At 56.0% G+C, this 24991-nt stretch carries 23 protein-coding genes, 1 tRNA gene, 1 other RNA gene and 1 pseudogene; 9 read left to right on the top strand and 17 right to left on the bottom strand.

Annotated features, from left to right (window positions below; genetic code table 11):
* Nucleotides 1-47 precede the first annotated feature (47 nt).
* The 3 genes from carB to TKWG_RS06855 form a co-directional block, all read right to left on the bottom strand.
* Nucleotides 48-3299, bottom strand: coding sequence for a carbamoyl-phosphate synthase large subunit (gene carB / locus TKWG_RS06865; RefSeq protein ID WP_014750151.1), 3252 nt, complete (start codon nt 3297-3299; stop codon nt 48-50).
* A gap of 7 nt (nt 3300-3306) precedes the next feature.
* Nucleotides 3307-4461 carry a glutamine-hydrolyzing carbamoyl-phosphate synthase small subunit gene (carA, locus tag TKWG_RS06860; protein WP_014750150.1) on the bottom strand — a complete coding sequence of 385 codons (1155 nt, stop codon included), beginning with the start codon at nt 4459-4461 and terminating at the stop codon, nt 3307-3309.
* Between the two features lie 107 nt (nt 4462-4568).
* Nucleotides 4569-5435 (bottom strand): hypothetical protein, encoded by an 867-nt coding sequence (locus TKWG_RS06855; protein ID WP_148274492.1) that lies wholly within the window; start codon nt 5433-5435, stop codon nt 4569-4571.
* Nucleotides 5436-5846: 411 nt separating this feature from the next.
* Here TKWG_RS06855 and tal point away from each other — a divergent pair.
* Nucleotides 5847-6804, top strand: a pseudogene (tal, locus tag TKWG_RS06850) (transaldolase).
* A gap of 82 nt (nt 6805-6886) precedes the next feature.
* Here the strand turns inward: tal and recR are convergent.
* The 9 genes from recR to TKWG_RS21285 form a co-directional block, all read right to left on the bottom strand.
* Nucleotides 6887-7498 (bottom strand): recombination mediator RecR, encoded by a 612-nt coding sequence (gene recR, locus TKWG_RS06845; RefSeq protein WP_014750147.1) that lies wholly within the window; start codon nt 7496-7498, stop codon nt 6887-6889.
* Nucleotides 7498-7824, bottom strand: a complete 327-nt coding sequence (locus tag TKWG_RS06840; protein WP_014750146.1) for a YbaB/EbfC family nucleoid-associated protein — start codon at nt 7822-7824, stop codon at nt 7498-7500. Before TKWG_RS06840 ends, recR begins: the two co-directional genes overlap by 1 nt.
* Before the next feature lie 42 nt (nt 7825-7866).
* The gene (gene dnaX / locus TKWG_RS06835) at nt 7867-10278 is read right to left on the bottom strand and encodes a DNA polymerase III subunit gamma/tau (protein WP_014750145.1); all 2412 of its coding nucleotides are present in this window, start codon (nt 10276-10278) and stop codon (nt 7867-7869) included.
* 64 nt (nt 10279-10342) lie between these two features.
* An RNA gene (ffs, locus tag TKWG_RS22370) (signal recognition particle sRNA small type) lies at nt 10343-10440 on the bottom strand.
* A 43-nt stretch (nt 10441-10483) separates the two neighbouring features.
* Nucleotides 10484-10948, bottom strand: coding sequence for a hypothetical protein (locus TKWG_RS26980; RefSeq protein WP_407636897.1), 465 nt, complete (start codon nt 10946-10948; stop codon nt 10484-10486).
* A complete protein-coding gene (locus tag TKWG_RS06830; RefSeq protein ID WP_050981557.1) occupies nt 10903-13827 on the bottom strand; it encodes a UvrD-helicase domain-containing protein in 2925 nt (974 codons plus the stop codon). Before TKWG_RS06830 ends, TKWG_RS26980 begins: the two co-directional genes overlap by 46 nt.
* A complete protein-coding gene (locus tag TKWG_RS21295; protein ID WP_407636896.1) occupies nt 13820-14548 on the bottom strand; it encodes a PD-(D/E)XK nuclease family protein in 729 nt (242 codons plus the stop codon). Before TKWG_RS21295 ends, TKWG_RS06830 begins: the two co-directional genes overlap by 8 nt.
* A 32-nt stretch (nt 14549-14580) precedes the next feature.
* A complete protein-coding gene (locus TKWG_RS21290) occupies nt 14581-15966 on the bottom strand; it encodes a hypothetical protein (protein ID WP_081489237.1) in 1386 nt (461 codons plus the stop codon).
* On the bottom strand, nt 15876-16505 hold the full coding sequence (locus TKWG_RS21285) for a hypothetical protein (RefSeq protein ID WP_050981554.1): 630 nt from the start codon (nt 16503-16505) through the stop codon (nt 15876-15878). The genes TKWG_RS21290 and TKWG_RS21285 overlap by 91 nt, the downstream gene beginning before the upstream one ends.
* Nucleotides 16506-16572: 67 nt before the next feature.
* On the opposite strand from TKWG_RS21285, the gene TKWG_RS06820 reads away from it, so the two are divergent.
* Both TKWG_RS06820 and TKWG_RS06815 read left to right on the top strand, forming a co-directional pair.
* Nucleotides 16573-17028 carry a hypothetical protein gene (locus TKWG_RS06820; RefSeq protein WP_014750144.1) on the top strand — a complete coding sequence of 152 codons (456 nt, stop codon included), beginning with the start codon at nt 16573-16575 and terminating at the stop codon, nt 17026-17028.
* Nucleotides 17025-17339 (top strand): hypothetical protein, encoded by a 315-nt coding sequence (locus TKWG_RS06815; RefSeq protein ID WP_014750143.1) that lies wholly within the window; start codon nt 17025-17027, stop codon nt 17337-17339. The genes TKWG_RS06820 and TKWG_RS06815 overlap by 4 nt, the downstream gene beginning before the upstream one ends.
* Before the next feature lie 88 nt (nt 17340-17427).
* Here the strand turns inward: TKWG_RS06815 and TKWG_RS06810 are convergent, their stop codons facing one another.
* Complete coding sequence (locus TKWG_RS06810) at nt 17428-18396, bottom strand: EamA family transporter (protein WP_014750142.1); 969 nt, start codon at nt 18394-18396, stop codon at nt 17428-17430.
* 101 nt (nt 18397-18497) lie between these two features.
* Between TKWG_RS06810 and TKWG_RS06805 the strand changes: the two genes are divergently transcribed.
* From TKWG_RS06805 to TKWG_RS06790, 4 genes are all read left to right on the top strand, one after another.
* Nucleotides 18498-18974 (top strand): Lrp/AsnC family transcriptional regulator, encoded by a 477-nt coding sequence (locus TKWG_RS06805; protein ID WP_014750141.1) that lies wholly within the window; start codon nt 18498-18500, stop codon nt 18972-18974.
* A 177-nt stretch (nt 18975-19151) separates the two neighbouring features.
* On the top strand, nt 19152-19892 hold the full coding sequence (locus tag TKWG_RS06800) for a GntR family transcriptional regulator (RefSeq protein WP_014750140.1): 741 nt from the start codon (nt 19152-19154) through the stop codon (nt 19890-19892).
* Between the two features lie 16 nt (nt 19893-19908).
* Entirely contained in the window at nt 19909-20769 is an 861-nt protein-coding gene (locus TKWG_RS06795; protein ID WP_014750139.1) for a sulfite exporter TauE/SafE family protein, read from the top strand.
* The gene (locus TKWG_RS06790) at nt 20766-21083 is read left to right on the top strand and encodes a DUF1634 domain-containing protein (RefSeq protein ID WP_014750138.1); all 318 of its coding nucleotides are present in this window, start codon (nt 20766-20768) and stop codon (nt 21081-21083) included. Before TKWG_RS06795 ends, TKWG_RS06790 begins: the two co-directional genes overlap by 4 nt.
* Before the next feature lie 133 nt (nt 21084-21216).
* Here TKWG_RS06790 and TKWG_RS23570 read toward each other — a convergent pair whose 3' ends face one another.
* Both TKWG_RS23570 and TKWG_RS06785 read right to left on the bottom strand, forming a co-directional pair.
* Nucleotides 21217-21360, bottom strand: coding sequence for a hypothetical protein (locus tag TKWG_RS23570; protein ID WP_014750137.1), 144 nt, complete (start codon nt 21358-21360; stop codon nt 21217-21219).
* Between the two features lie 333 nt (nt 21361-21693).
* Nucleotides 21694-21767: transfer RNA gene (locus tag TKWG_RS06785), tRNA-Arg, on the bottom strand.
* 343 nt (nt 21768-22110) lie between these two features.
* On the opposite strand from TKWG_RS06785, the gene TKWG_RS06780 reads away from it, so the two are divergent.
* Entirely contained in the window at nt 22111-22335 is a 225-nt protein-coding gene (locus TKWG_RS06780; RefSeq protein ID WP_014750136.1) for a hypothetical protein, read from the top strand.
* 156 nt (nt 22336-22491) lie between these two features.
* On the opposite strand, the gene TKWG_RS06775 is transcribed toward TKWG_RS06780, so the two are convergent.
* On the bottom strand, nt 22492-22992 hold the full coding sequence (locus TKWG_RS06775; protein ID WP_014750135.1) for an aminoacyl-tRNA deacylase: 501 nt from the start codon (nt 22990-22992) through the stop codon (nt 22492-22494).
* Between the two features lie 70 nt (nt 22993-23062).
* Nucleotides 23063-23980 (bottom strand): site-specific tyrosine recombinase XerD, encoded by a 918-nt coding sequence (gene xerD, locus TKWG_RS06770; protein WP_014750134.1) that lies wholly within the window; start codon nt 23978-23980, stop codon nt 23063-23065.
* A gap of 103 nt (nt 23981-24083) precedes the next feature.
* On the opposite strand from xerD, the gene TKWG_RS06765 reads away from it, so the two are divergent.
* Nucleotides 24084-24989 (top strand): AEC family transporter, encoded by a 906-nt coding sequence (locus TKWG_RS06765; RefSeq protein ID WP_014750133.1) that lies wholly within the window; start codon nt 24084-24086, stop codon nt 24987-24989.
* Nucleotides 24990-24991 lie beyond the last annotated feature (2 nt).

The following is a 24991-nucleotide window of genomic DNA, read 5'->3' as shown; positions in this document are numbered from 1 at the left end:
TCGTTCTCATTATCTACACGCAATGGCCATCCGACCCGACAAGCTGTTTATATCTTCTTTGCCGAAGCCAGCCCGATGTGCAGGTCCTGCAATGAATACACCTGGATGCCGTCGGAATCGCGCAGATACTGCATGCCTTCGATGGCCGCCCTGGCGCCGGCCAGCGTGGTAAAGAAGGTGACCCGATCAGCCAGCGACTGTGTACGGATCACGCGCGAGTCGGAGATCGCATTGCGGCGCTCTTCTACGGTATTGATGACCAGCTGAATTTCACCGTTCTTGAGCATGTCGACCACGTGCGGACGCCCTTCAGTCACTTTATTGACCACCTGCGCTTCTACGCCTGCCTCATTAAGTCTGGCGGCCGTACCGCGAGTCGCCACAACTTTGAAGCCCAGATTGACCAGGCCACGGGCCAGCTCCACCGCCTTGGATTTATCCTGATCCTTGACACTGAGAAAGGCAGTGCCTGTTTCCGGCAAAAGTACGCCGGCGGCCAGCTGAGACTTGACGAAGGCTTCACCGAAAGTGCGCCCGACGCCCATGACTTCCCCGGTAGACTTCATTTCCGGGCCCAGGATGGTATCCACACCCGGGAATTTAACAAAGGGGAAGACGGCTTCCTTGACGCTGAAGTATGATGGCACCACTTCCTCGGTCACGCCCTGCTCGGCCAGCGACTTGCCGGCCATGGCACGCGCCGCGATCTTGGCCAGCTGATAGCCGGTTACTTTCGAGACAAACGGCACGGTGCGAGATGCGCGCGGATTGACCTCCAACACATAGACTTGTCCGTCCTGGATGGCGAACTGCACATTCATCAAGCCGCGCACGTTCAGTGCACGGGCCATCAGGCTGGTCTGCCGCTTGATTTCCTCGATCACCTCTGTGGAGAGTGAATACGGAGGCAGGCTGCAGGCCGAATCGCCTGAGTGTACGCCCGCCTGTTCGATGTGTTCCATGACGCCGCCAATGAACACCACTTCATCATCGGCCAGGCAATCGACGTCCACTTCCGTTGCATCGTTCAGAAACCGATCAAGCAGCACCGGAGAATCATTGCTGACCTTGACGGCTTCACGCATATAGCGTTCAAGATCGGTCTGTTCATGGACAATTTCCATGGCGCGGCCGCCCAGCACGTAGCTTGGACGCACCACCAGCGGGTAACCAATTTCAGCTGCATGAGCAATGGCTTCGGCTTCGGTACGCGCGGTCCGGTTCGGCGGCTGGCGCAGGCCGAGTTTTTGCAGCAGCTTCTGGAAGCGTTCGCGATCCTCGGCCACATCAATGGACTCGGGGCTGGTGCCAATGATCGGGACGCCATTGGCTTCAAGTGCGCGCGCCAGTTTCAGCGGCGTTTGCCCGCCATATTGCACGATCATGCCCACCGGGCGCTCCAGATGCACGATTTCCAGTACGTCTTCAAGCGTGAGCGGTTCGAAATACAGGCGATCCGAGGTATCGTAATCGGTTGAGACCGTTTCCGGATTGCAGTTGACCATGATGGTTTCATAGCCGTCTTCACGCAACGCCAGCGCCGCATGTACGCAGCAATAATCAAACTCGATGCCCTGACCGATGCGATTCGGACCGCCACCGAGCACAATGATTTTCTTTTTATCCGTAGGATGAGATTCGCACTCTTCTTCATAAGTGGAATACATATACGCTGTTTTCGTGGCGAATTCGGCCGCGCAAGTGTCTACCCGTTTGTAAACGGGACGCACGCCCAGCTGATGACGCACCTTGCGCACCTCGGATTCGGAGACATCCAGCAGGAACGCCAGGCGACGATCAGAAAAGCCGCGACGCTTCAGGCGGCGCATGACCGTCTCGTTCAGATCGGACAGCGTTTTCTGTTCAAGCTCAAGCTCAATGTCGACGATTTCCTTGATCTGCTCCAGAAACCAGGGGTCAATCTTGGTCAGGGAATGCACTTCGTCCAGGGTGAAGCCCTGGGCAAACGCATCGCCCACATACCAGATCCGTTCCGGACCGGGCTCGGCCAGCTCAACCTGCAGCTTTTCACGATCAAGCGTTTTCTGGTTCAGACCGTCCACGCCAACTTCAAGCCCGCGCAACGCCTTTTGGAATGATTCCTGAAAGGTGCGACCCATGGCCATGACTTCGCCCACCGATTTCATTTGCGTCGTCAGACGGGAATCGGCCTGGGGGAACTTTTCGAAGGCAAAGCGAGGGATTTTGGTGACCACGTAATCGATGGTCGGCTCGAACGATGCGGGCGTTTGCCCGCCGGTAATTTCATTTTGCAATTCATCCAGCGTATAACCGACAGCCAGGCGTGCCGCCACTTTGGCAATCGGAAAGCCCGTTGCCTTGGACGCCAGCGCCGAAGAACGCGATACACGCGGATTCATTTCAATCACGATCATGCGGCCGTTTTCAGGATTAACGGCAAACTGAACGTTGGAGCCACCGGTCTCTACCCCGATCTCGCGCAACACCGCGATAGACGCGTTACGCATGATCTGGTATTCCTTGTCGGTCAGGGTCTGCGCAGGCGCCACGGTGATCGAGTCACCAGTGTGCACGCCCATGGGATCAAGGTTTTCGATTGAGCAGATAATGATGCAATTGTCCGCCTTGTCGCGCACCACTTCCATCTCGTATTCTTTCCAGCCCAGCAGCGATTCTTCGATCAGCAACTCATTGGTGGGCGAGGCTTCCAGGCCGCGACGGCAGATGGTTTCAAATTCCTCGGCATTATAGGCAATACCGCCGCCGGTACCACCCAGCGTAAAGCTGGGTCGAATGACTGCAGGGAAACCGCTAGTGCCGGCTTCAGCAGCAATGCGCTTTTGCACTTCCCAGGCTTCGTCCAGCGAGTGGGCGACGCCTGACTTGGCCGACTCCAGACCAATACTGGTCATGGCGTCCTTGAACTTCAGACGGTCCTCTGCTTTCTCAATGGCCTGCTCGTTGGCGCCGATCATCTGGACGTTATATTTTTCCAGCACGCCGTTATGGGCAAGATCAAGCGCGCAGTTCAGTGCAGTCTGCCCGCCCATGGTAGGCAGCAGCGCGTCAGGACGCTCCACTTCAATGATCTTCTCAACCGCTTTCCAGGTAATGGGCTCGATATAGGTCACATCGGCAGTTTCCGGATCGGTCATGATGGTGGCCGGATTGCTGTTGACCAGAATGGTGCGGTAGCCTTCGGCTTTCAGGGCTTTGCACGCCTGTGCACCCGAATAATCAAATTCGCAGGCCTGACCAATAATGATCGGACCCGCGCCGATAATCAATATGCTTTTTATGTCGGTACGCTTGGGCATGATATCTCTAGTTTTTTTCGCTCATGGAGCGGATGAATTTTTCAAACAGCACGATGATATCGTGCGGGCCTGGGCTGGCTTCTGGGTGCCCCTGGAAGCAGAAGGCGGGACGGTCGGTCAGCTCAAACCCCTGCAGTGAACCGTCAAACAGGGACACGTGGGTAACGCGGGCATTGTCCGGCAATGTCTCTGCATCTACCGCAAAGCCGTGATTCTGGCTGGTAATGTATACCCTGCCGCTCTGTACATCCTTGACGGGGTGATTGGCGCCATGATGGCCGTTTTTCATTTTGATGGTGCGTGCATTGAGCGCCAGCCCCATGATCTGGTGGCCCAGGCAGATTCCAAAGAGCGGAATTCTTTTTTCCATGACCACCCGCGCCGTTTCGATAGCGTAATCGCAGGGTTCCGGATCGCCGGGACCATTGGCCAGAAAAACGCCATCGGGGTTCAGGGCCAGTACATCGGCGACCGCCGTTTGGGCGGGTACGACCGTCAGTCGACAGCCCAGATCAGCCAGGATACGCAGAATATTGGATTTGACGCCAAAATCGTAGGCGACGACATGGAAGCGATCCTGTTGCGGCTGAGTATATCCCTCGGTGCGCTGCCAGGTGCCTTCGCGCCACTCTTCACGCTCGCTGCGACTAACCACTTTGGCCAGATCCTGTCCGGTCATGCCGGCATAGGCCGCGGCCAGGGCGATGGCTTTTTGTTCATCGTCGCCAACAAGAATGCAGGCACCCTGGGCGCCACCCTCGCGCAAGCGACGGGTAAGTTTACGGGTATCAATGCCGGAGATGGCAACAACACCCTGCTCTTTAAGGTAATCGGGCAGCGACTGAGTAGCACGGAAATTGGATAGACGACGCGGGCAGTCCCGGACAACCAGACCGGCAGCATGGACCTGTGAAGACTCGACATCTTCCGGGTTGATACCCGTATTGCCAATATGCGGATAGGTCAGCATGACCAGCTGGTTGGTGTAACTGGGATCGGTAAGAATCTCCTGGTATCCGGTCATAGCCGTATTGAACACCAGTTCGGCCACACTATGGCCATTTGCCCCGATGGATATTCCCTTGAAAATCGTGCCATCTGCCAGAGCCAGAATTGCGGTGGGAAATTGAGGATTATCCTCGAATATGGAAGACGTGAGCACGCAGAACCCCAAAAATTTGGTATCGATAAGTAAACCTTTCTATTATACAGAGTAAGGCTTGACGATAGAAAAAACTTAGGGGTAATTTCGCAAGAAAACCAAATGAACTACTGGCTTTCAACCTCGAAGGCATGCGCAAGCTTGCTGCGATCCTCTACAACCAGAAAGCGCAACATTTCCCGGTAGCTGTTGTCCTGATAGCTCAGAATCCGTACCCGCGTACCGCGACTTTCCTCCAGATAACTGAAGATGATGGGATGATTATTACGACGCAAGTTGCCGATCTGCATGGCACTGGCACGCAGATCCACCACGGCGCGCCAGTCTTTGCCGCCGTCGTTTTCCAGAATCCAGCTTTTGCGCTCACCGTTGTCGGCCTTGCATTTGACCAGCACGTAGGCCTTGCCTGAGACTTTCAGATTGGTGCTGAAAAAATCAAGATCATCAATACCACCGCCACCGCAGAATTTGCGCTGGCCAGGCAATGGCAGATCCAGGCCGCGCAGGGACAGCCTGGGCAGCGAAAGCAAGGCGCCTTCGACGCTAATGGGCTGGTCTTCTATTCCATAGACAGGCGTGCGATCAAGGTTGGTTTTGGCCCAATCGACCATGGCGGGCAATTTATCGCGCAGGCATCTGAGATCGCGGCAGGCAAGCAACGTCCGGTTTCGGTTCTGGATAATATCCGCCATGACCAGCGGCCTGTCGGTTTTGGCAAGCAGCGCCGAACTGTTGTAAAGCCAGTCGGCCAGATTGCGGGCAATGGTCGGATCCTTGCACAAATTGGCCGGCCACTGGTTTACCGCCTGCTGCAATTGCAGGGCCGCACTGGCGCCAAATTGATTGCGGACTTCAGTTTCGGGCAGACAGGGATTCAGGGAAATTTCCTGTTGTGCGGAACCGACCCCGACGAAGGGATTTGCGAACGAGATTATCTGGCCGGATGCGACTGGTAGATACGTACCTGACATCACAGCGAGCCCCGTCAGCAATATTGTCCTGCACCACTTGACAAGCATTCTGCCCTTAACCCTTTCCTGTACAGTTTTGAATGAAATAAAAAAACTGGACGACCCAAGCCGTCGCAATAATTACATTTAAAATATTTTCAAGCGCGTTTGTATCCGCGTCGCTTGCGGTGCGGAGCTATGAACACCGCCAGCGCAGGGCACCCACCGCCGGTTTTTTCCGGCCGAATCAGATGACAATATGTGTCAGGCGACCGGTATTCGAATCTTGCCTGTATATTGCGGGTAATATACACGTATCCGTAAGATTTTGAAATAATCAACTGTTAATTTACAATTTTTCATCGGGCCGCAAAGGAGCAATGGTTTGCAGGAAACGGCAAATATGTCCCACTGGCCGCGCAGGAAACATCTCATATGAATCAACTTGACCAACTCAGAAAACTCACAACTGTGGTTGCCGATACGGGTGACTTCGAAAGCATGCGTGAGCACAAGCCCACCGATGCAACCACCAATCCATCACTAATCCTCAAAGCCCTGTCCAAGGACGCTTATCGTCCGATCCTGCAGGACACACTTGCCCGATACCCTGGCGCAACACCCGCCGATACGCTGGATCATATTCTGGTTGAATTTGGCAGACGGATTCTTGAGATTGTGCCAGGACGGGTTTCCACTGAAGTTGACGCACGCCTGTCGTTCGACACGGAAGGCACGGTAGCCCGTGCACGCCGCATTATCGAGCTGTACGATCAAGCGGGGTGGATCACAAGCGTGTTCTGATCAAGATCGCATCAACATGGGAAGGCATTGCCGCCGCGCGTATCCTGCAAAAAGAAGGGATTGCCTGCAATATGACGCTGCTGTTTTCCCTGATCCAGGCGGTCGTCTGCGCCGACGCCGGGGTGACGCTGATTTCACCCTTTGTCGGTCGTATTTACGATTGGCATAAAAAAGCAGCAGGCAGCAGCTGGGTAGAGGCGGACAATAGCGGGACAAATGATCCGGGCGTGCAGTCGGTCACCCGAATCTATCAGTACTATCGTCGCCATGGCATCCAGACCGAGATCATGGGTGCCAGCTTTCGCAACACCGGTCAGGTACTGGCACTGGCCGGCTGCGACCTGCTGACCATTAGTCCGGAACTGCTGGGCGCGCTGGCCGCCACCGAAGGCAGCGTCACGGCACACCTGCATGAATCCATGGCTGCCAAGCAAATATTGACTCGATTGCGCCGGAGGAAAAGAACTTCCGCTTTCTGCTCAATGAAGATGCGATGGCCACGGAAAAGCTCAGCGAAGGCATACGCACCTTTGTGGCAGATGCAATTGGTCTGGATACATTGATCGAAGCCGCTCGTAAAAACGGCTAGGCAGCGGCGCGGGATCGTTTATGGTCAAGGGGGAGATAGATGCCTCTCCTTTTACAGGAAAGACCACAACGCGTCGCGCTGGTTATTGTGCGCCGCGGCGCTCCATAAACGCCCAGGCAATGGTGCCGGCATCAACATATTCCAGCTCGCTGCCGGTAGGTATGCCGCGCGCAATGCGTGAGACCTGCAAGCCTTTTTCACGCAAAATTTCAGTCAGGTAATGCGCGGTGGTTTCCCCTTCCGCGGTGAAATTGGTTGCCAGAATGACTTCGGCGACCGTGCCATCCATTGCACGCCTGAGCAGTCGTTCGAAGTTGAGCTGTGCCGGTCCCACGCCTTCAAGCGGCGCAATTCTCCCCATGAGCACATAATACAGCCCCTGATATCCATGACTGGCCTCTATCATATTTTGATCAGCCGGCGTCTCGACTATGCACAACTGTGCCGCATTGCGTTTCGGATTCAGACAGGTTTCACAGATGTCATTCTGGGAAAATGAGTTGCAGCGAGCACAATGTCGAATATCGTTTACGGCAGTACTGAGTGCACGGGACAGCTGGTCAGCACCCGCTATATCGTATTGCAGCAAATGATAAGCCATGCGTCTTGCCGAGCGCTGACCGACGCCGGGAAGGCGGCGCAGCGCATCGATCAATGCACTTAATGGCTCGGGTTCAGGCAGCATGTCGCGCATCAGAAGGGAAATTTCATTCCTGGTGGCATGGGCATGCCTGCGGTCACCCCGGACATTTTTTCCTGTGTTGTTGCCTCGGCCTTGCGCAGGGCGTCGTTAAATGCTGCAGCGACCAGATCCTCGAGCATGTCCTTGTCATCGCCAAGCAGTGCAGGATCTATGGTGACGCGTTTGACGTCGTGACGGCAAGACATGGTGATTTTAACCATGCCGCCGCCTGATTCTCCATCAACCAGAATATCAGCCAGGGCATCCTGGGCCTTTTTCATGTTTTCCTGCATTTGCTGGGCCTGCTTCATCAGACCGGCCAGTTGATTCTTCATCATAATGAATAAGTTCCTATAAATCGCAATAGTTTGCGGTTGACATCAAGCGCTTTTTTGCCTGAACGGCTCTATGCTACCGGGTACGACGCGTGCACCCAGATCAGCAATCAGTGTATTAATAAATTCATTTTCCTGCACTGCTTTTTCCACCCGCTTCTGCAATGCCTCACGCTCGGCCTGCTCCACGGCATGCAGGGTATCGTCTCCGGTACGGCCAAAAACCATATCGACCCGAACGACTTCATGGAAATATTCGGTCAGCGCCGTTTCCAGCTTGGTCTTGGCGTTCAGATCATTCTGCCCCTTGACCGGAATTCTGAGTGTGATTTTATTCTGTTTGTGCGCTATCCATTCACAGCGGCGAGCCATTTCGGCAGCATAGCCGGCAAGCGGCAACTCGGCGACCAGTTGCACCCATTCGCGGGCATTCATGGCCGCAAGTGGTCTGCGGGCTTGTGGATCCTGGTGACTGGGGACCCAGGTCTGGTCTTTCTCAACCACCACATTGTCGACAGGCACAATATCGCCATCATCATTTGTCTGGCCAGCCAGACCGGCGGCCTCCCAGTCCGGGGGGATATCTTCCCACACAGGCGGTCCAGAATCGTCACTGGTCTGCTGCGCATTGGGTGAACTTAAGGTCTGGCTTTGGGTTTGTTCTTCTGCAGAACTATCGCGGCGCAAATCGTGAGCGTCAACCCCGGCAGACCGCAAGGCATCGCTTGCGGATAGTTCGTGATCGGCGCCGTGACCGTTGACCAAAGGCTGAGCCGAAGCCCCGTCAGGCACATACGTAACGGTCGCAACGCTTGAATCAGTTGCACCTGCCTTGGGGGCAGCAGCTGTAGCAGTCATGGCCCCCACGCCATCATCTTCCCAGGCCGGCCGCTCCTGGGCGTGCTGTTCCGCAGCCCGAATCGGCGGGACCACAATCGGCTCGCGCTGCGGCGCCAGAACAACCGGTAATGCACCGTCGCGGCTGATGGTTGTGCGTGTGCTGATATCGGAGGCAACGACCTGCCCCGCCGCTTGAGTCGCAACGGCAGCAACAGGCGCTGCGTTTGCCGGTTGCGCATGCTCCGGCAACGCAGATGAGGGCTGGAGCTCGACCCCAAGCGGCTGGGCAGCCACCACAACCGACGTGTTATTCAGATTTTTTTTTTGCAAGTCTGTTGCACTTGCGGTTGTTGCCTCGCCCATCGCTGCAGGGGTGTGCTGTGCGCCCTGCTCCGCGGCAGCCGACGACACCGCCGCCGATTCGTGATGCCCCGCGGCAGATCCTGAAGCGGTCACGACAGCAGCCGCTTTTTGTCCGCCTGATGCATGGCTATTGCCCGACTGCCATTCACTTGCCGTACTGTGAGCCGGCTCGGATGTTACCAGAGAGAGCATGCGCAGGCAGGTCATGACAAAGCCGGCATATTCATCCGGAGAGAGCGCCAGTTCATTTCGTCCATGAATCGCAATACTGTAAAACAGTTGCAACGTATCGGGGTGGCAGGTTCGCGCCAGTCGCACGATATCATCCTGCAACACCGCTTCTGTCAGGGCCGTACCCGGCAGGCGCTGTTCTATGGCGATCTGTGACAGCAGCACAGCCAGATCGGCAAGCGCGCCGCCAAACGAGTAGCCGCGTTCGTATAATTCATTTGCAATATCCAGTACGCCCTGCGCCGATCCCTGGTTCAGGGAATCAAGCAGACGGACCAGAAAGCGCTGGTCAATGGTGCCAAGCATATCGCGCACGGCATCGCCGGTGATATTGGAACCGCTGAATGCAATAGCCTGATCGGTCAGCGACAGTGCATCGCGCATGGAACCACCTGCGGCCTGGGCGATCTGGCGCAACCCAGGCACCTCAAAAGCCACTTCCTCTTCTGTCAACACATGATTCAAGTGCGAGACAATGGCATCGGGCGGCATTTGCTTCAGATTGAACTGGAGACAGCGTGACAACACGGTCACCGGCATTTTCTGCGGATCAGTGGTGGCAAGAATAAATTTGATATGCGGCGGCGGTTCTTCCAGCGTTTTGAGCATGGCGTTGAACGCATGCCCGGAAAGCATGTGCACCTCGTCGATCATATAAACTTTATAGCGCCCCGAACTGGGTGCATAAACAGCCTGCTCCAGCAGTTGCGTCATTTCCTCAACCCGGCGATTGGACGCCGCATCAAACTCCAGATAGTCGACAAAGCGCCCCTCGTCAATCTCAACGCAGGCACGACATACGCCACAGGGTTTGGACGTGATGCCGGTTTCGCAATTGAGTGATTTTGCCAGGATGCGTGAGAGCGTGGTCTTGCCAACCCCTCGGGTACCTGTAAACAACCAGGCGTGATGAAGGCGCTGGGTATTGAGTGCGTTGGTTAGCGCCCGGACCACATGGTCCTGGCCGACAAGCGTTTCGAAGGAGCGAGGACGCCACTTACGGGCAAGGACAAGATAGCTCATACCGTATATTTTAGCCCAGAAAAAACAAACGCCACCACAAGGGGTGACGTTGGTTCAAGAATGCGGGGGTGAGCCTTACTTCGGCACTGAACCTGAACGACTATGGCTGCTTCGTTCCCGACCTGACCAGTTTCACCGCCGGCCCATGCGAAGGGACCCACCGCTTTGCATTTTAGCAAGTTTCGCCAAGCTTGTGGGAAATTTACTAGGTCTGCACCAAGAGGGCCGGATCAAATTCAATCCAGTCGCCGGTATCCAGCGCAAAAATCGCAGCCGTGGCGTCGCGTCCGTCCAGCTGCGACAGGCGCTCGCAATATCCTTGCAACTGGAGTCGATACGTGTCGCGCATGCGTGTTTCAAAAACCTCCTGCGACTCATGCTCGCGCCGCATACCGGTCTTGAAATCCACAACCAGCCATCCCGTTTCGGTGGAGATTGCCACGTCGACAATCAGCAGTTTGCCATCCGCACCGGTCAAAGGTAATTCCTGCCGCGCCTGATCATGCGAGAGCAGCCAGCGGCCTCTTTCCGATGTCATGCAACGGCTGAGCAGCTCATAAACGCGCTGGGCGCCATTGCGCGCCTGCGACTGGCGCAGTCCTTCGTTTTCCAGCTGGCGCACAATCACGTCCCGCACCGATTGCAGTCTCGCCTGGTCCCAGCCCCGCATGCGGTCCTGCCGATGCGGGCCAGCCATGCGTGCGCCACAGTACCAATGCTGGCCTCATATTTATCATCAAATTGCCAACCCGTCCCCGCAGAAACAGTGAGAACGCTTCTGTCGGCAATGACCGGCATTTGATCAAGAACCCGAGTGGCAATCCGGCTCAGAACCGGTCCCTGAATTCCTGACGCGGCAGCATCGGCCGTTGCCACAGCAGGCTGCACCTGAGGCGCGGGAGGTGTAAATTCAAATAGTGAAAACAGCCGGGACAACAGGGAACCACGCGGCGGCTCAACGACCTGGCCCTGCTTGCACTGGATTTGCGAAACCAGATGCAGGCGCTGGCGCGCACGGGTAGCTGCCACGTAGAGCAAGCGATCGAGCTCATAGTCACTGCGTCGTTTTTCCATCGCGCCCAACATAGCTGACAGTTTGTCTGTTTCCTCTGCCGCCTTGGGTTTGATGGGACCCATTAACAGGCGATCGCGGTTACGCTCGAAGCGCAACAATGGCGCCGTGTCGGAACGGGGCCGACGGTGCAGCCCATACAAAATCACCTCTTCGAACTCCAGCCCCTTGGATTTATGCATGGTCATGATTTCAACCGCGCGCTGCTGCGCGCTCGTAGCCGAGTACAGCCGGGCCAGCGCGTCCTCCAAGTCTGCAGGATTCAGATCGCCGTAGGGAGCCAGTCTATCCACCAGATCGAACACGGCCTGGAAATCGGCGAATGCCGTATCGCTTGCATATACGCCATAGCCACCCAACCCCCGCCAGACAGACTCCACATGCGAGGAAAATGCAATATCGGCAGTCACATGACTACGATCCAGCAGAATTCGCGCGCAACGCTGCAAACGCGGCCATTCTTCGCCAAGCAACGGCGCAAATTCAGCTTCGCGGGCCAGCACCGTTTGCAACCGAAAGGCAATGGTGTCGCGACTGTCGCCAAACAGATGGGTTAGCGCCTGCAGTGTCAACCCACATACAGGTGAGCGCAAAACCGACAGCCAGGCCACGCGATCGGCCGGATGAGCCAGCGCACGGATCAATTGCACCAGATCGGTTACCGATTGCTCTGCCCGAATCGGATTGAGCTCGACCGCCCGCACCGGTATCCCGTTACGCTGCATGAGCAGCATCAGCGCCCCCAAATGCGTTCGGGCCTTGACCAGAATGGCGACCGGATGATCACTCCCCGGGTTGGCTGCCAGTGCTGTCCGCACCAGCTCCAGCGTCAATTGCTCTGCTTCTGCCTGAACTGCCTGCGCATCCTTGTCTTCCGGTTGATAAACCGGATGAAAGCGTACGGCCGGACCGTCTGCAGCCGGATTGAATGCAACCGAGTCCGTATACCTGATCGCACCCAGCATCAGGTCATCATGTTCCGGAAACACGCGACTAAAGGACTGGTTTACCCAATTGACCACGCCGGCCTGAGAACGAAAATTTTCGGTCAGGACCAGTTTTTCCAGCTCAAGTCCGTTGATCCCCTCGTTGGCAACACTCAGGAACAGGCCAACATCCGCTTTACGAAAGCGATAAATGGACTGCATCGGATCGCCCACCAGAAACAGCGTGCGGCCGTCGCCCGGGCTCCAGCCCAGCGTCAGCTTTTCGATCAGTTGAATCTGGATCTGGCTGGTGTCCTGAAACTCATCGATCAGAATGTGCGAAATGCGGGCGTCCAGCTTTAACAGCATATCCGTGGGATCATCGGTGTAACCCAGCGCCAGCGCTGCCCTTTGGGCGATCTCGATAAAATCCACTTGTTTTTCTTCACGAAACACCAGTGTCAGCTCCGCCGCAGCCAGTTTTAATGTTTCCAGCAGAGACCGGATGATTTTTTCCTGGCGCTCGCTCAATACCTCCAGGGGCAAGTTGCTGATTTCAGCAAGCAGGCCGGCCCAATGCTCGCTATCATTCTGCCAGGCATCGAGCCAGTCTTGCATGGCCTGCTTGTGCGCACTTTTGGCCGGAAAACCTTCCTTGACGGTAAGGCGCTTGCGCAAGCCGCCGCTGCCAGTGAGCAGCAGGCGCGACAAGGCATGCCATTGCGGCAGGGCCTCGACGGAACTGGCCAGCGGCACCCCGTCCCAATCCATGAGCGCCTCCAGCATGCAGACGGCTGTCTCGGCCTGGCTGGCGGCAGCAAGACGCGCGATAGGGGCCAGCTCGCTGGCGTAAGAAAACGGCATCGCCTCTGCCAGGGCGTCCAGTTTCTGCTCCATGACATCTCTGAGCGCCACCCGCAACTGGGTCATGGCCTCCTGGGTGTTAACCGTTTCCTGCAGCCACTGATCGCGTCGCGCAAGCATATCCACGATCAATCGTTCTACCGACCCCAGGTCAATATCCATATGCAGCAACACATCCTGCACACTCTCGTTGTCGTCGACATGCTCAAGCAATCGTCTGGCTGCCTGCAAATACAGCTGCTCGGGATTATCGGCAATGCCCGGCATCCCGCCCATGGCGGACATCCACGGCATGGAACGGACCAATTGCGCGCAAAAGGCATCGATCGTGCGAACCTTCAGCCGTGCCGGGTGATTAAGCAGATCCCAGCCTTGTTGCTCATTACGGGCCAGCGCGGCACGGGCCAGACGCCAGCTGTTTTTTTCATGCGCGCTTGCCGGCTCCTGATCGAGCAGCCCGGCACGCAGCTTGCGCAGCACCCGGGCGTGCATTTCGGCTGCTGCCTTGCGTGTAAAGGTAATAGCCAGAATCTCTTCGGGCTTGGTCACGCCCCCCAGCAGCGCCAGAATACGATCAGTGAGCAGCTCGGTTTTACCAGAACCGGCCGGCGCCTGAATAATGAACGATTTGTCCGCGCGCAGCGCCTGTGCCCGCGCCTCAAAATCACTGGGCCGACGTTCAGTCATCTTCACTCTCCTGTGCCAGACGCAAAAACGGCAGCACATCACAATAGATCAGGTCATTCACAGCCCAGCTGCGGTTGTCGGCCACCCCGTCCGATATATCTCGGGCCAGTTGTTGCAGACTGCGTTCCCAGCTCTCCAGCAACGCCTCCCAGCTCTGCTCCGGTGCCAGCTTGCCCAGAGACGTCACCCCGGCAATGTCTGTGCCATTTTCGCCCAGGCCGTTCAATTCGGTTTTCTTTGCATTCAATTTTGCAAACAGCAAGGCTTCTATCTGCCCGCGTTGTCCCGCTACATCGGGCTGTCGCAGCACCGTGGCGTACAAGGGCAGTTGCAGATTGACCGGCTGTGGTCGCAGCCAGTCTTTCTGAAAGTCGGGCGTGCGCTGCCCGGATTTGTAGTCCATGACCACTTTGGCACCCTGCCCGGTTTCATCAATCCGATCGACACGTAAATTGACTTTTACGCTGGCATGCTGCCAGCCGGCAGCCTGTTCTACCCCCACAATATGAAATGGCGAACGTTCCCGCTCCAGGTCCAGCAAAGTCATCATGACTGCATGGCCCCGTTCCTTTTCCATTCTCGCCAATACTGGCGATACCCCGTCCAGGGTCTGGTCTGCCGCCATGGCTACAGCCTGCGCCACCAGTTCGTCCTGCTGAATTTGGCTAAGTTGAGCCAGCCTTTCGGACGAGCCCAGCATTTCCCATACTTTCTGGGCCATGCTGTGCAAGAACATGCCGCGAATCGCTGCATTCAGCGATTCCGGATAGGGCTTGAGCCTTTGGCCAGCAAACGATACCGCACGTACCCCCAAAGCGGGTTAAGTGCCTGCGTTTCCAGCAAATCCGAGCCGCCTTCCAGAGTATGGGCCAGAGGCAAACCCCGATTGTCGTTCAGCGTTTCCAGCGGCAACGATGGGCTGCGGGCCCGCGACAGACATTCAGGAGGCTCGGCACCCTCCCCTTGTTCAGCCTGCGCGCCAACAAAAAAGCTGAGCAATGGCGAGGCCCGCAAGGCTCTGTCGGCCTCGCTGGCCGGGTAACTTAGTACGACACGGGGCGCAACGCCGCACAATGCCTGCAGCATATCAATTGCCCAGGCTTTCTCGCGCTCGGGCGTGGCCCGCGGCGCACCTGCCCTGGCCAGCGCCGCCACGGGCAAAAACGGATTCGGATCAGGACTGGCAGGAATAACATCATCTGTGAGGCCAAGCACCCAGACCGCATCCCATTGGCCGTGTTCAGCTTCAAGAAAGCCCAGGACATCCAGCCGGACCCCCTGATCGCGTTGCGGCTGAAACATGGATTCCCGGGCCATGCGCTGCAGCAGCGCAACGGCGGGCATACCCGACAGGCGCCCCGCATACAGGTTCAGTAGTGAAAAAGTATGCAAGAGCGCATCAAACGCTGCGCACACCTGATAATTGGTACTCGATAGCGCACTGCCGGGAAAGCCCAGCAATGCCAGCGTCTCGCGCATGACTTGCGTCCAGTGCTCGGTGTTCTGACGCCCGCCTGACGCGGCCTGCCGCCAGTGCGCAATCGCCTGCCGAAAGACATAGGAAAAGTCTGGCACATGCCGGTCCATTTGGGCGCATACCTGATCCGCACCCCAGGCGATATTCTGCGAATCGCGCAGACGTGCATCCAACACCGCCATGGCCGACTGTTCGGCAGCGCTGGCACTGCAATACCCGGCCAACAGCGCCTGGCCAAACTGCTGCGGCCGCACCGAACCCTGATCGCACAGACCGGCAATCAGCGACAGCCACCGAAAGGCGGCCAGGACCACCGGCCAGTCCCCGAGTGCGCGACCCACTGTCATGTTGTAGCGATAGGCCGGCGCAAAGGGATCAGGCGACAACTCACGATCCAGAATTCGTCTTGCGAACACGGCATCGGCTTCCATCGCTGGCGAAACAATGGCCACGCGGAGCTGCGGATCGGCCGCCAGCTCGGCGGCCGCCCAGTGTGCGGCAGCGATCCATTCACTGCTACGATCCTTTTGCGCTGACAAGATGCGTTGCGACTGCTCATGCCTGGGCAAAGTCAGCGATACCAGCCTGCAGCCGCGTTCTGCACACGCCTGCAATAGCCGCGCCAATCGCGGCGAGTATTCGTTGAAGCCGGCCAGGACCACGGTGCCGGCAGTCGTAACAACCGACCTGCAGCAATAGAATCGATCAGCGTGTTATACAGATGATTATCATCCTGGGCGTCCAGTTCGCGACAGCGTTGTTCGTATTGATTACGCCACTGCATAAAACGCAGGTATTCCTCGGTCTGCTCCTGGGGCTGGACCTGCACCTGCCACTCATCACGATCATGACTGGCCGCCATGGCGCGCGCGGCAGCCAGTTGGACGTCAATAAGCGGGGTTTCGCCCTGCAGGGACGCGACGACCTCTTCCCACAACAGACGAGCAGCAAAAGGACTGAGCCGGTGACTGCGAACGGTGGGATCAGCGCAAAAAAGCCGCTCCTGGTGCAACTGGTCCAGCCACCGGGTAAGTGAACTGGCAACGGGCAACTGCAGCACGGCCCTGCCGCGCCCGGCGTGCTCAAGCAACAACGCGTGAACCCGCCAAACCAGGCGGTTATTGACGGTCACAACAACAGTTGTATCCGGATCCAGCGATGCCACCGTTTCAGGCGTTACCGCATCAATTGAACATGCCATGTGAATGCATCCGAAAAAACAATCCGGCGTGTCGTACCACAACCGGCTTTAATCGCAAACCGGTATTATGACAGGCATTCATCGGCATTGCTGCGGTGGCATCGCAGCTTTCGGTTGTTACGATAGCGGGCACACCGTCACACCACCGTCACGATACCCGGGTATCCTGCTTGAACAGGATAACTCGGGCACAAAAAAAACCGGCATCCAGAAACTGTGTCCACGCCTGTTGTCCTGCTACTGCTGTCTGGCTGCTGCTGCCTTATTCGTACTGCCAGTCAGCACAAAAAGCCGTATCAAACTTGAAATATTTACTGGCTCGTTGCGGAACAAGCCGGTACACTGGGCGCTCGCAGACGATAAAGCACCACGATCCAGCGTTTTTCTATTCGCCCTGATTGCTTCCTATTATGCCGCTGTGCTCTCACCGGTTGCCAGGTGCGAAAGCCGTTCAATGTTGGCAGCCCTGCTTGCACTCATTATCTACCCGTTTACGCGCAATACCAGAAGGAGAATAAAATGAAAGATGTACTGCTCAAGCTGGTTCTGTCCTCGCTCGCGGCGCAATTGAGCTATGGTGCGTTTGCCGCCGGCATCCAGGACGATGATCAGCGTCGCAAGTGCCGGACCGTGCAGGGCCTGACCGAAATTGTTCGCGATATCGAAGAAAAAACACAGGGCAAAGTGGTGCTGCTCACGCCGCGGCTGCACGACGGGAAAACCCATTTTGAAATGCTGGTGGCCCAAGGCGGGCAGTTCCATAAACTGATTGCCGACCCGGACGGCGTTTATGATGCAGGCGACGATGCCAGCACAACAAACAAGCCTGCATAACAGCCTCGGACTGTCCTTTAATACACGCCACTGATCGCTCACTCACTGATTTTGCCGCTGGCTGACCCCTGGCATCGGTGGCCACTCGCTACCCTGCTGCGCCGCTCTTTTTCTGACGAGGCTGCATTGTCGTGCAGTCATCGTCCGTCCCGCCGCTCATGTGACCGGCATCTGTGGCGGATCGTGGTGGCTTGTGTATTGCAATGGCGATCATCACAAGCGCAATGCCAACGATATCCTGCAATGTTGGTACCTGTGCAAGCATGATGGCAGCAATAAGGGTCGCAGTGGCCGGCAGGATAGCCAGATACAGGGCAAAGGTGGCGCGAGGCAAACGCGACATTGCCATCTGATCGGCAACATAAGGAACCACCGAAGAGCACAAGCCAACTGCGATGCCTGCCAACACGAGTTCCGGCGCGCCAAACGCCGCCACAGCCTGGATGATGCCAATCGGCATCACAATGACAAATGCAATAGCCATTGCTGCACCAAGATATTCAACACCATTGCTGGCGCCACCCGCTGCAGCCTTGTGACCCAGAACAATATAGATGACAAACAGAGTCGCATTCAATGCCGCCCAACAAAGCCCTGGCAAATCGGTGGCCCACTTTATGTCAATCAGTATGACGATGCCAAGAACGGCCAGCACCAGCGCCGAAAGGTTGCGTCGCGATCGCAGGCCATAGAGCGCGACAGCGATCGTGCCGCCAAACTCCATGGCCGCAACAAGACTCATCGGCAGGCGATCCAGCGCCAGATAAAAGGCAGTGTTCATCACCGCCAGGCAAACCCCCAGTCCGATCAGCAATAATCGCGTTCTCCCATCAGCCTGCCGCCAGGTCTTCCATGGCCGCGTGACCGGTGCGAAAATCAACGCCGCCGACGCGATTCTGAACCAGGCGACACCCAATACGCCGATGGACGGAAACAGAAGCACTGCAAATGAGGGCCCCAGATAATGAAAGATTGCGCTGACACCGAACCAGGCCGTGGGGGGTACAAAGCGAGCGACCTGAGTCAATGATAAGTGTGATAGATGCAGTGGCTTCATTGTTTGCTCCTTTGTCCTTATTATGCGAGACTGGAGCGGTCAAATGAATACAAAACAAAAGCCACATATGGCCAATTTCGTTACAAAAGAAGGTTTATTTTATGAAACGCCTTAAATATCAAAATGGAAAGCTTGACCGCACTGATTTGCTGTTGATCGACGCGCTGGTAATGGACGCAAGAACGGCAACAGCCGAACTGGCCCGTCTTGTGGGACTATCGCCGCCAAGCGTTTCGGAACGAATAAAAAGGCTGGAAGATGCCGGCCTGATCGAAGGCTACACCCTTAAGATAAATCCCAAAGCCCTGGGCCTGCCAATCGCGGCCTGGCTGCGCATTCGGCCTATTCCGGGCCAGTTGCAACGCGTCGCGCAGCTTCTGAAAGACATCCCTGAAATTGCCGAATGTGATCGCATCACGGGCGAAGACTGCTTTATCGCTCGAGCGCATGTCGAGTCCATCGAAGGGCTGGAACGCCTGATTGACCAGTTAATTCCTTATTCAATGACCAATACGTCCATCATCCAGTCATCGCCCGTCGAGCGTCGCCTGCCACGGAAAACGGGCGCCGCAATCTGACTATCCGCCATTGGCCGATAAGCATCTCTGATCGCCTATTGCATTTTTTGTTGTCGTACACTCGGGCGGCAGACGGCAATTCAGCAGGAGGAGTCATGTCGTCATTAATACATTTGAAATACACACGAAAAATAACTTCGGTAATTTTTCTGGACATCATGACGTCATGATGTCATGATGTCATTTATGACACAGATCGACACTACCCCGCTATACGCAAAAATTGAAGCAGCGCTGGCGGCAGAGATTTCCAGCGGCCAGCTTGGCGCCGGAACGCAGTTGCCAACGGAAGAGCAACTGATCGGCCGCTTTCAGATGAGCCGAACCACGATCCGCAAGGCTATCGATAATCTCGTGGCCCGTGGCTTGGTGGAGATTCGCCGCGGCAAGGGAACCTTCGTGACCCATCCCAAGATCACGCAAGCCCTGACCGAGCTGACCGGCTTTGCCGAAGATATGGTGGTATTAGGCCGCCATCCGACCTCACGCCTGCTGGATAAACGCATCATTTCCGCTGACGAGAAAACGGCCCAGGCCCTGCAGATGGCCCCTGGCACGCAAGTCTATCGGATTGAGCGCGTTCGCCTTGCTGACGGCATTCCCATGTCATTTGACGAAACCTATCTACCCCTGGAGATTGGCAACAAAGTGGTCAGCAACAACCTGGAAGTGGAACCTATCTTCGCTCTGCTTGAAAACAAATATGCCCTGCCGCTGATCGAGGCGAGCTATCAGCTGGAGGCCGTGATAGCAGAGCCGCATGTTGCACAAGCCCTCAATATTGCAGTCGGCGCCCCGATTTTTCTGATTGAACGCACCTCCTATAGCACGGGAGAACGACCCGTCGATTACGAAAAACTGTATTACAGGGGGGACGCCATCCGCTTTGCCACCCAGTTATCGCGGCGTTCGCGCTGAAAAGGGCTGTGCAAACATGGATATAACAACCCTGTTCTGGTTATTTGCTGCTGCGTTTGGCGCCAGCCTGCTGGGCGGCATGCTGGGTATGGCGAGTGGCATTTTCATTGTGCCCATACTTATTATCGCCTTCGGCGTGGACATCCACGTTGCGATCGCGGCCAGTATTGTGTCTGTCATTGCCTGCTCTTGCGGCAGTGCCGCGCCGTTTCTTAAAGGACGGCTGACCAACATCCGGCTTGCCATTGTCCTGGAGACAGCAACCACGCTTGGCGCGATTACCGGCGTGCTGTTGATAGGCGTGATTCCAACGCCGGTACTCTACGGGCTTTTCGCAGTCATTCTGGTTCTGTCAGCGCAGCAAATGATGGCGCGGCGCCGCGACCCGGCCCTGGCCATCACACCCGATCCACAAAGCTGGGCGAGCCGGCTGGGCTTACACTCCACCTTTCCTGATCGCCAACTGGGCAAGGATGTGGCCTATCAGGTGGCCCGGGTTCCCTTGGGTCTTTCCCTGATGTATGGCGCCGGCGTGATCTCCGCCCTGTTGGGCATTGGTTCCGGCGTGTTGAAAATTCCAGCAATGGATACTGCCTTGCGACTGCCCATCAAGGTATCATCGGCAACCTCCAACTTTATGATTGGCGTCACTGCGGCAGCAAGTGGTGGTGCCTATCTTGTTCGTGGCGACATTGACATGAACATCGCCGGCCCCGTGGCACTCGGTTCTGTTGTCGGCGCATTGGCCGGCGCCCGCCTGCTGATGGGACTGCCCGCCGACAAGCTGCGCATTCTGTTTGCCGTTATTCTTATTGCACTTGCAATCCAAATGATGTTTAGTGCACTGGGCATCAACCTTTGGGAAACAGGCTTATGAATCCATTGAGCAGCAAGCCGGACCGTCACGACGGCATCATCGCAGGCCTGCTTTGGTATGGCACGCTGGTCGCCTCTGTTGTGATTATGACCGGCATTGTCCTTGGCGCCCTGGCGCAGATGGGCAATACCCCTGGCCTGGCCCAGACGGGCTATGCACTAATCAAATTTGGTGTGGTGATCTTCGTGCTGCTGCCAATCATCCGCGTCGCACTCATGCTGGTGATGTTCGCGCACGCACGCGACTATATCTATACCGCGATTGCGGCGCTGGTGCTGGCGATTATTGGCGTTGGCGTTCTATTGGGCCTATGATTGCGGGCCTACAATTGCGGGCCCAATAATCACTATTGGGCCTTTTCCAGAACACAATCCAGTTGGTGTACACCATTAAGGTACAAAAAAAACGACGCCACATAGCGTCGTTTTTTACTGGCATTGAACACACCTAGATCTTGCAGGCATCTCCGCAGTCGTCATCTGCTTCAGGCAGGTTTTCATCCATCTTTTTGATGAGCTCGGCATTTTTCTTTTCGATCGCATCAAAATCAATATTATCCAGCGCGGTGTCAAAGTCAGTGTCGTTGTTCATGTGCCATTCTCCAGGTGATTAGCGATGTACCATTTTAAGCCATGCCGCTTGTCTTGTCCTTAACGATTCCGCAATCCGGCTAAAAGCGCTGGTACGTGCATATCGCAGTTGTAACCATGCCAATTCGCTTCACATCATTAATAATGTCCAATGCCGATAAGTGGGTATGCCATGTTTTTCTTAGAATTATGAGCTCAATAAACCCTTAGACGAGTGTACCCAGGCTTAGCCATATAGAGAGAATGGGAGGTTACATATATTCACCAACCATGACCCATTAATGTGTCGGTTTTTGTAAACAATTATGTTTGCACTAAATCAAACAAAGATTAGTGGCCTCGCCGACAGGAATCGAACCTGTAATTGGCCTTAGGAGGGGTCGGTTATATCCATTTAACTACGGCGAGAACGCTTAAAAGCACCCAGCATTATATGCCAAATCAGGTGGATTATGGACTTGGTGGTCGGTGCAAGTCCCAATAAAAAATCAATACCCATGACAAAGGCGCCGATCAGTCTGGTGAACGGCGCCACTGGCAATACACTGAATAAGGGCACCCATTCCCAAGGGCAAGCTACTTGGTTGGATTGGCAACGCGTGCTGCCGTTTCAACAGCCGGGCGCCGATATTTCCCCTGACACCGCAGTGACGACGGCGCTCAGGCCAGGCATAACTAGTACAAACCCTGCTTTTCAACGGCATCATCTTTGTAGTATTAATTTGGCGTTATGACCGGTCGGGGAACTGTCATGAAACACTACGCCATCCGCAAGCGCAGAGAGCCGCAACATGAAGATTATTATCTGAATGCATTGGTTTGCAATGAATGCGCAGGAGACGTTGCGCAATCGTATCCGGATGCACGCGAAATTACCGAAATCCTGTGCGATCCCAGCTACGAAGAACGCTGCACGCTTTGCGGCAAATCGTTCTGGGACGAAATCAATGCACGCACTGTCATCCGGCGCCATTGAGCCGGTACGACGCAACGCTTGCGAAGTAGCGCGCTGGCTCAGATCGCCTGTGAACCACAATGCTGCTGCACGCCGCTTTGAATCTGCAAACTTGCACATCAGCCATATCAATATGTTCGCGGAAACAACGCGGTGCACACGCTCACCAGGAAACGTTCAGGCGGCGCGCCCGTCGTTGGCCACGTTCACTGAGTTTGCCTGCAATAGCGTGACCAGCACTTGCGGATCCATTCCCAGCAGATAGCCGCGTCGCCCGCCATTGATATAGATCTGCGGCAAATCCAGCACACTTTGTTCCACCCACACCGGCATTCGCTTGCGGGTTCCGAAAGGCGAGGTGCCGCCGATCTGGTACCCCGAATGCCGGGGCGCCACCGCTGCCTGGCATGGCTGCATTCTCTTGACGCTGGCCTGGCGCGCCAGGTTTTTCATCGACACTTCGCAATCGCCGTGCATCAGCATCACGTGCGGCTTGGCGTGTTCATCTTCCAGAATGAGGGTCTTGACCACCGCATGCGCATCAATGCCCAATTGCCGCGCCGCTTCTGCGGTGCCGCCATGCTCAATATAATCATAAGTGTGTTCGGTATAAGCCACTTTATGTTTTTTCAACATTTGGGTAGCAGGCGTTTCCGATACGTGTTTGCTGGCAGCCATATCCGGTTCACTGACGTGTATTGTTGTTAATGGAACCGGATATTCTACTGCAACTGCCTGGGCTTTCGGCTTATGCCCGCGGATGGTGTTGCGCGTGTAACTGCTTGAGCCGCTCCCGCGCTACGTGGGTATAGATCTGGGTGGTGGAAATATCGGCATGCCCAAGCAGCAATTGCACAACACGCAAGTCTGCGCCGTGATTGAGCAGATGCGTGGCAAAGGCGTGCCGCAGGGTATGTGGCGACAGCGGCGTATGAATGTCTGCCTGCAGGGCATATTTCTTGATCAGTTGCCAGAACGCCTGGCGCGTCATACCAGTGGCGCGACGAGTCAGAAACAAATCATCAGACTGACGCCGCCCCAGCAAATCGGGACGCGCCTCTTTCAGATAGCGTTCCAGCCAGTAGGCAGCCTGGGCGCCCACCGGGACCAGCCGGTCCTTGCCACCCTTGCCCATGACCACCCGGACAACATTCTCGTTCAGGCTTAAATGCAGCACTTTCAGGCTAACCAGTTCAGTGACCCGCAAGCCCGACGCATACAGGGTTTCAAGCATGGCGCGGTCGCGCAATCCCAGCGCATCCCGGATGTTGGGCGCCTCCAGCAACTGGTCTACCTGCTGCTCGCTCATGGTTTTGGGAAACCGCGTCGGCTGGCGGGCCGAATGCAGCGTCAGGCACGGATCCTCACTGATCTGATGGGTACGGATGGCCCAGGCAAAATAACGTTTGAGCGTGGCCAAACGACGATTGGCGGTGGTAGCTTTGGTGTGGGCATGCCTGGCGGCGAACCAGGCTTCAATGTCATCCCTGGTCGTTTCCAGCAGGGTTTTGGCCGGTTTTCGCTTTGCCAGAAAATCGGCCAGCCCCTTGAGATCCTGGCGGTAGGCCGCTAGCGTATTCTGCGATAACCCGTCTTCCAGCCACAAGGCATCAATAAATGGATCAATGGTGTGCTGGTGGGCTGGCGCCACTTGCTGATCTGGCATGGGTATTTATTCACAACAAAAAATGATAATGGCAAACCGCCGTTGCTTTCTGAACTATGATTTGATTCTAGCCTAAATTCCGCTATCCAAATACGATTTTCCTATGCATATTGCCCTGCTCGTCATCCCAGACTGTCTCATTGTCGCGCTGGGCTGGGTCCTGCTTCACAAACTGAAGTTTTCCCGCGAATTTTTCACCAATACCGAAAAGCTCGTCTACTACATCCTGTTTCCGGCACTGCTGGTTCAGTCTATCGCCTTCACGCCCATCTCTGCCAGCTCCGCAGGTCGTCTGCTGGCGGTATCGATTCTGCTGTGTCTTGCCGGCTACCTGGCCGCGTGGCTGGCCCGCCCCCTGCTAAAGCCAAGGCCAATCGCGCTGGCTTCGCTGGCCCAATGCGCCTATCGTTTCAATACCTATATCGGATTTTCACTGGCGGCGGCGCTTGCCGGCAGTGAAGGACAGGCCATTATGGCGGTGCTGGTGGGATTTTCGGTGCCGATTGCCAATGTTCTGGCTGTGAAATCGCTGGCCCGCTTTCAAGGGTCCAATGTGTGGCTGGAAATTCTGAAAAACCCCTTGGTTCTGGCTACGCTGGCCGGTCTATTGCTCAATTTCTCAGGCATCGGACTGGACAATACTGTGAACATGACCTTATCCAAATTGGGCAATAGCGCCATCCCGCTGGGGCTGCTGTGCGTGGGCGCCAGTCTTTCCCTGGCCGGCGGCAGACAGGATCGCGCTGTCATTTCCTGGATTCTGGGTATCCGGCTGCTTGCCATGCCGGTATTTGCGCTGATACTGGCCTTCTTGCTGGCCTTGTCCCCGCTGGAGACCAATATCCTCGTTCTGTTTGCCGCATTGCCACCGGCTTCTGCCGCCTATATTCTGGCCGCCCGCATGGGCGGCGACGGACGCTGCGTTGCAACTGCTGTTTCCATCGGGACAGTCCTTTCGGTACTCACGATACCCTTTTGGCTGTTCGTCGGGCAAACATTGGTAAATTAGCC

This window comes from Advenella kashmirensis WT001, from assembly GCF_000219915.2.
Lineage (GTDB): Bacteria > Pseudomonadota > Gammaproteobacteria > Burkholderiales > Burkholderiaceae_B > Advenella > Advenella kashmirensis.
This window is presented reverse-complemented; position numbering and strand designations above follow the sequence as displayed.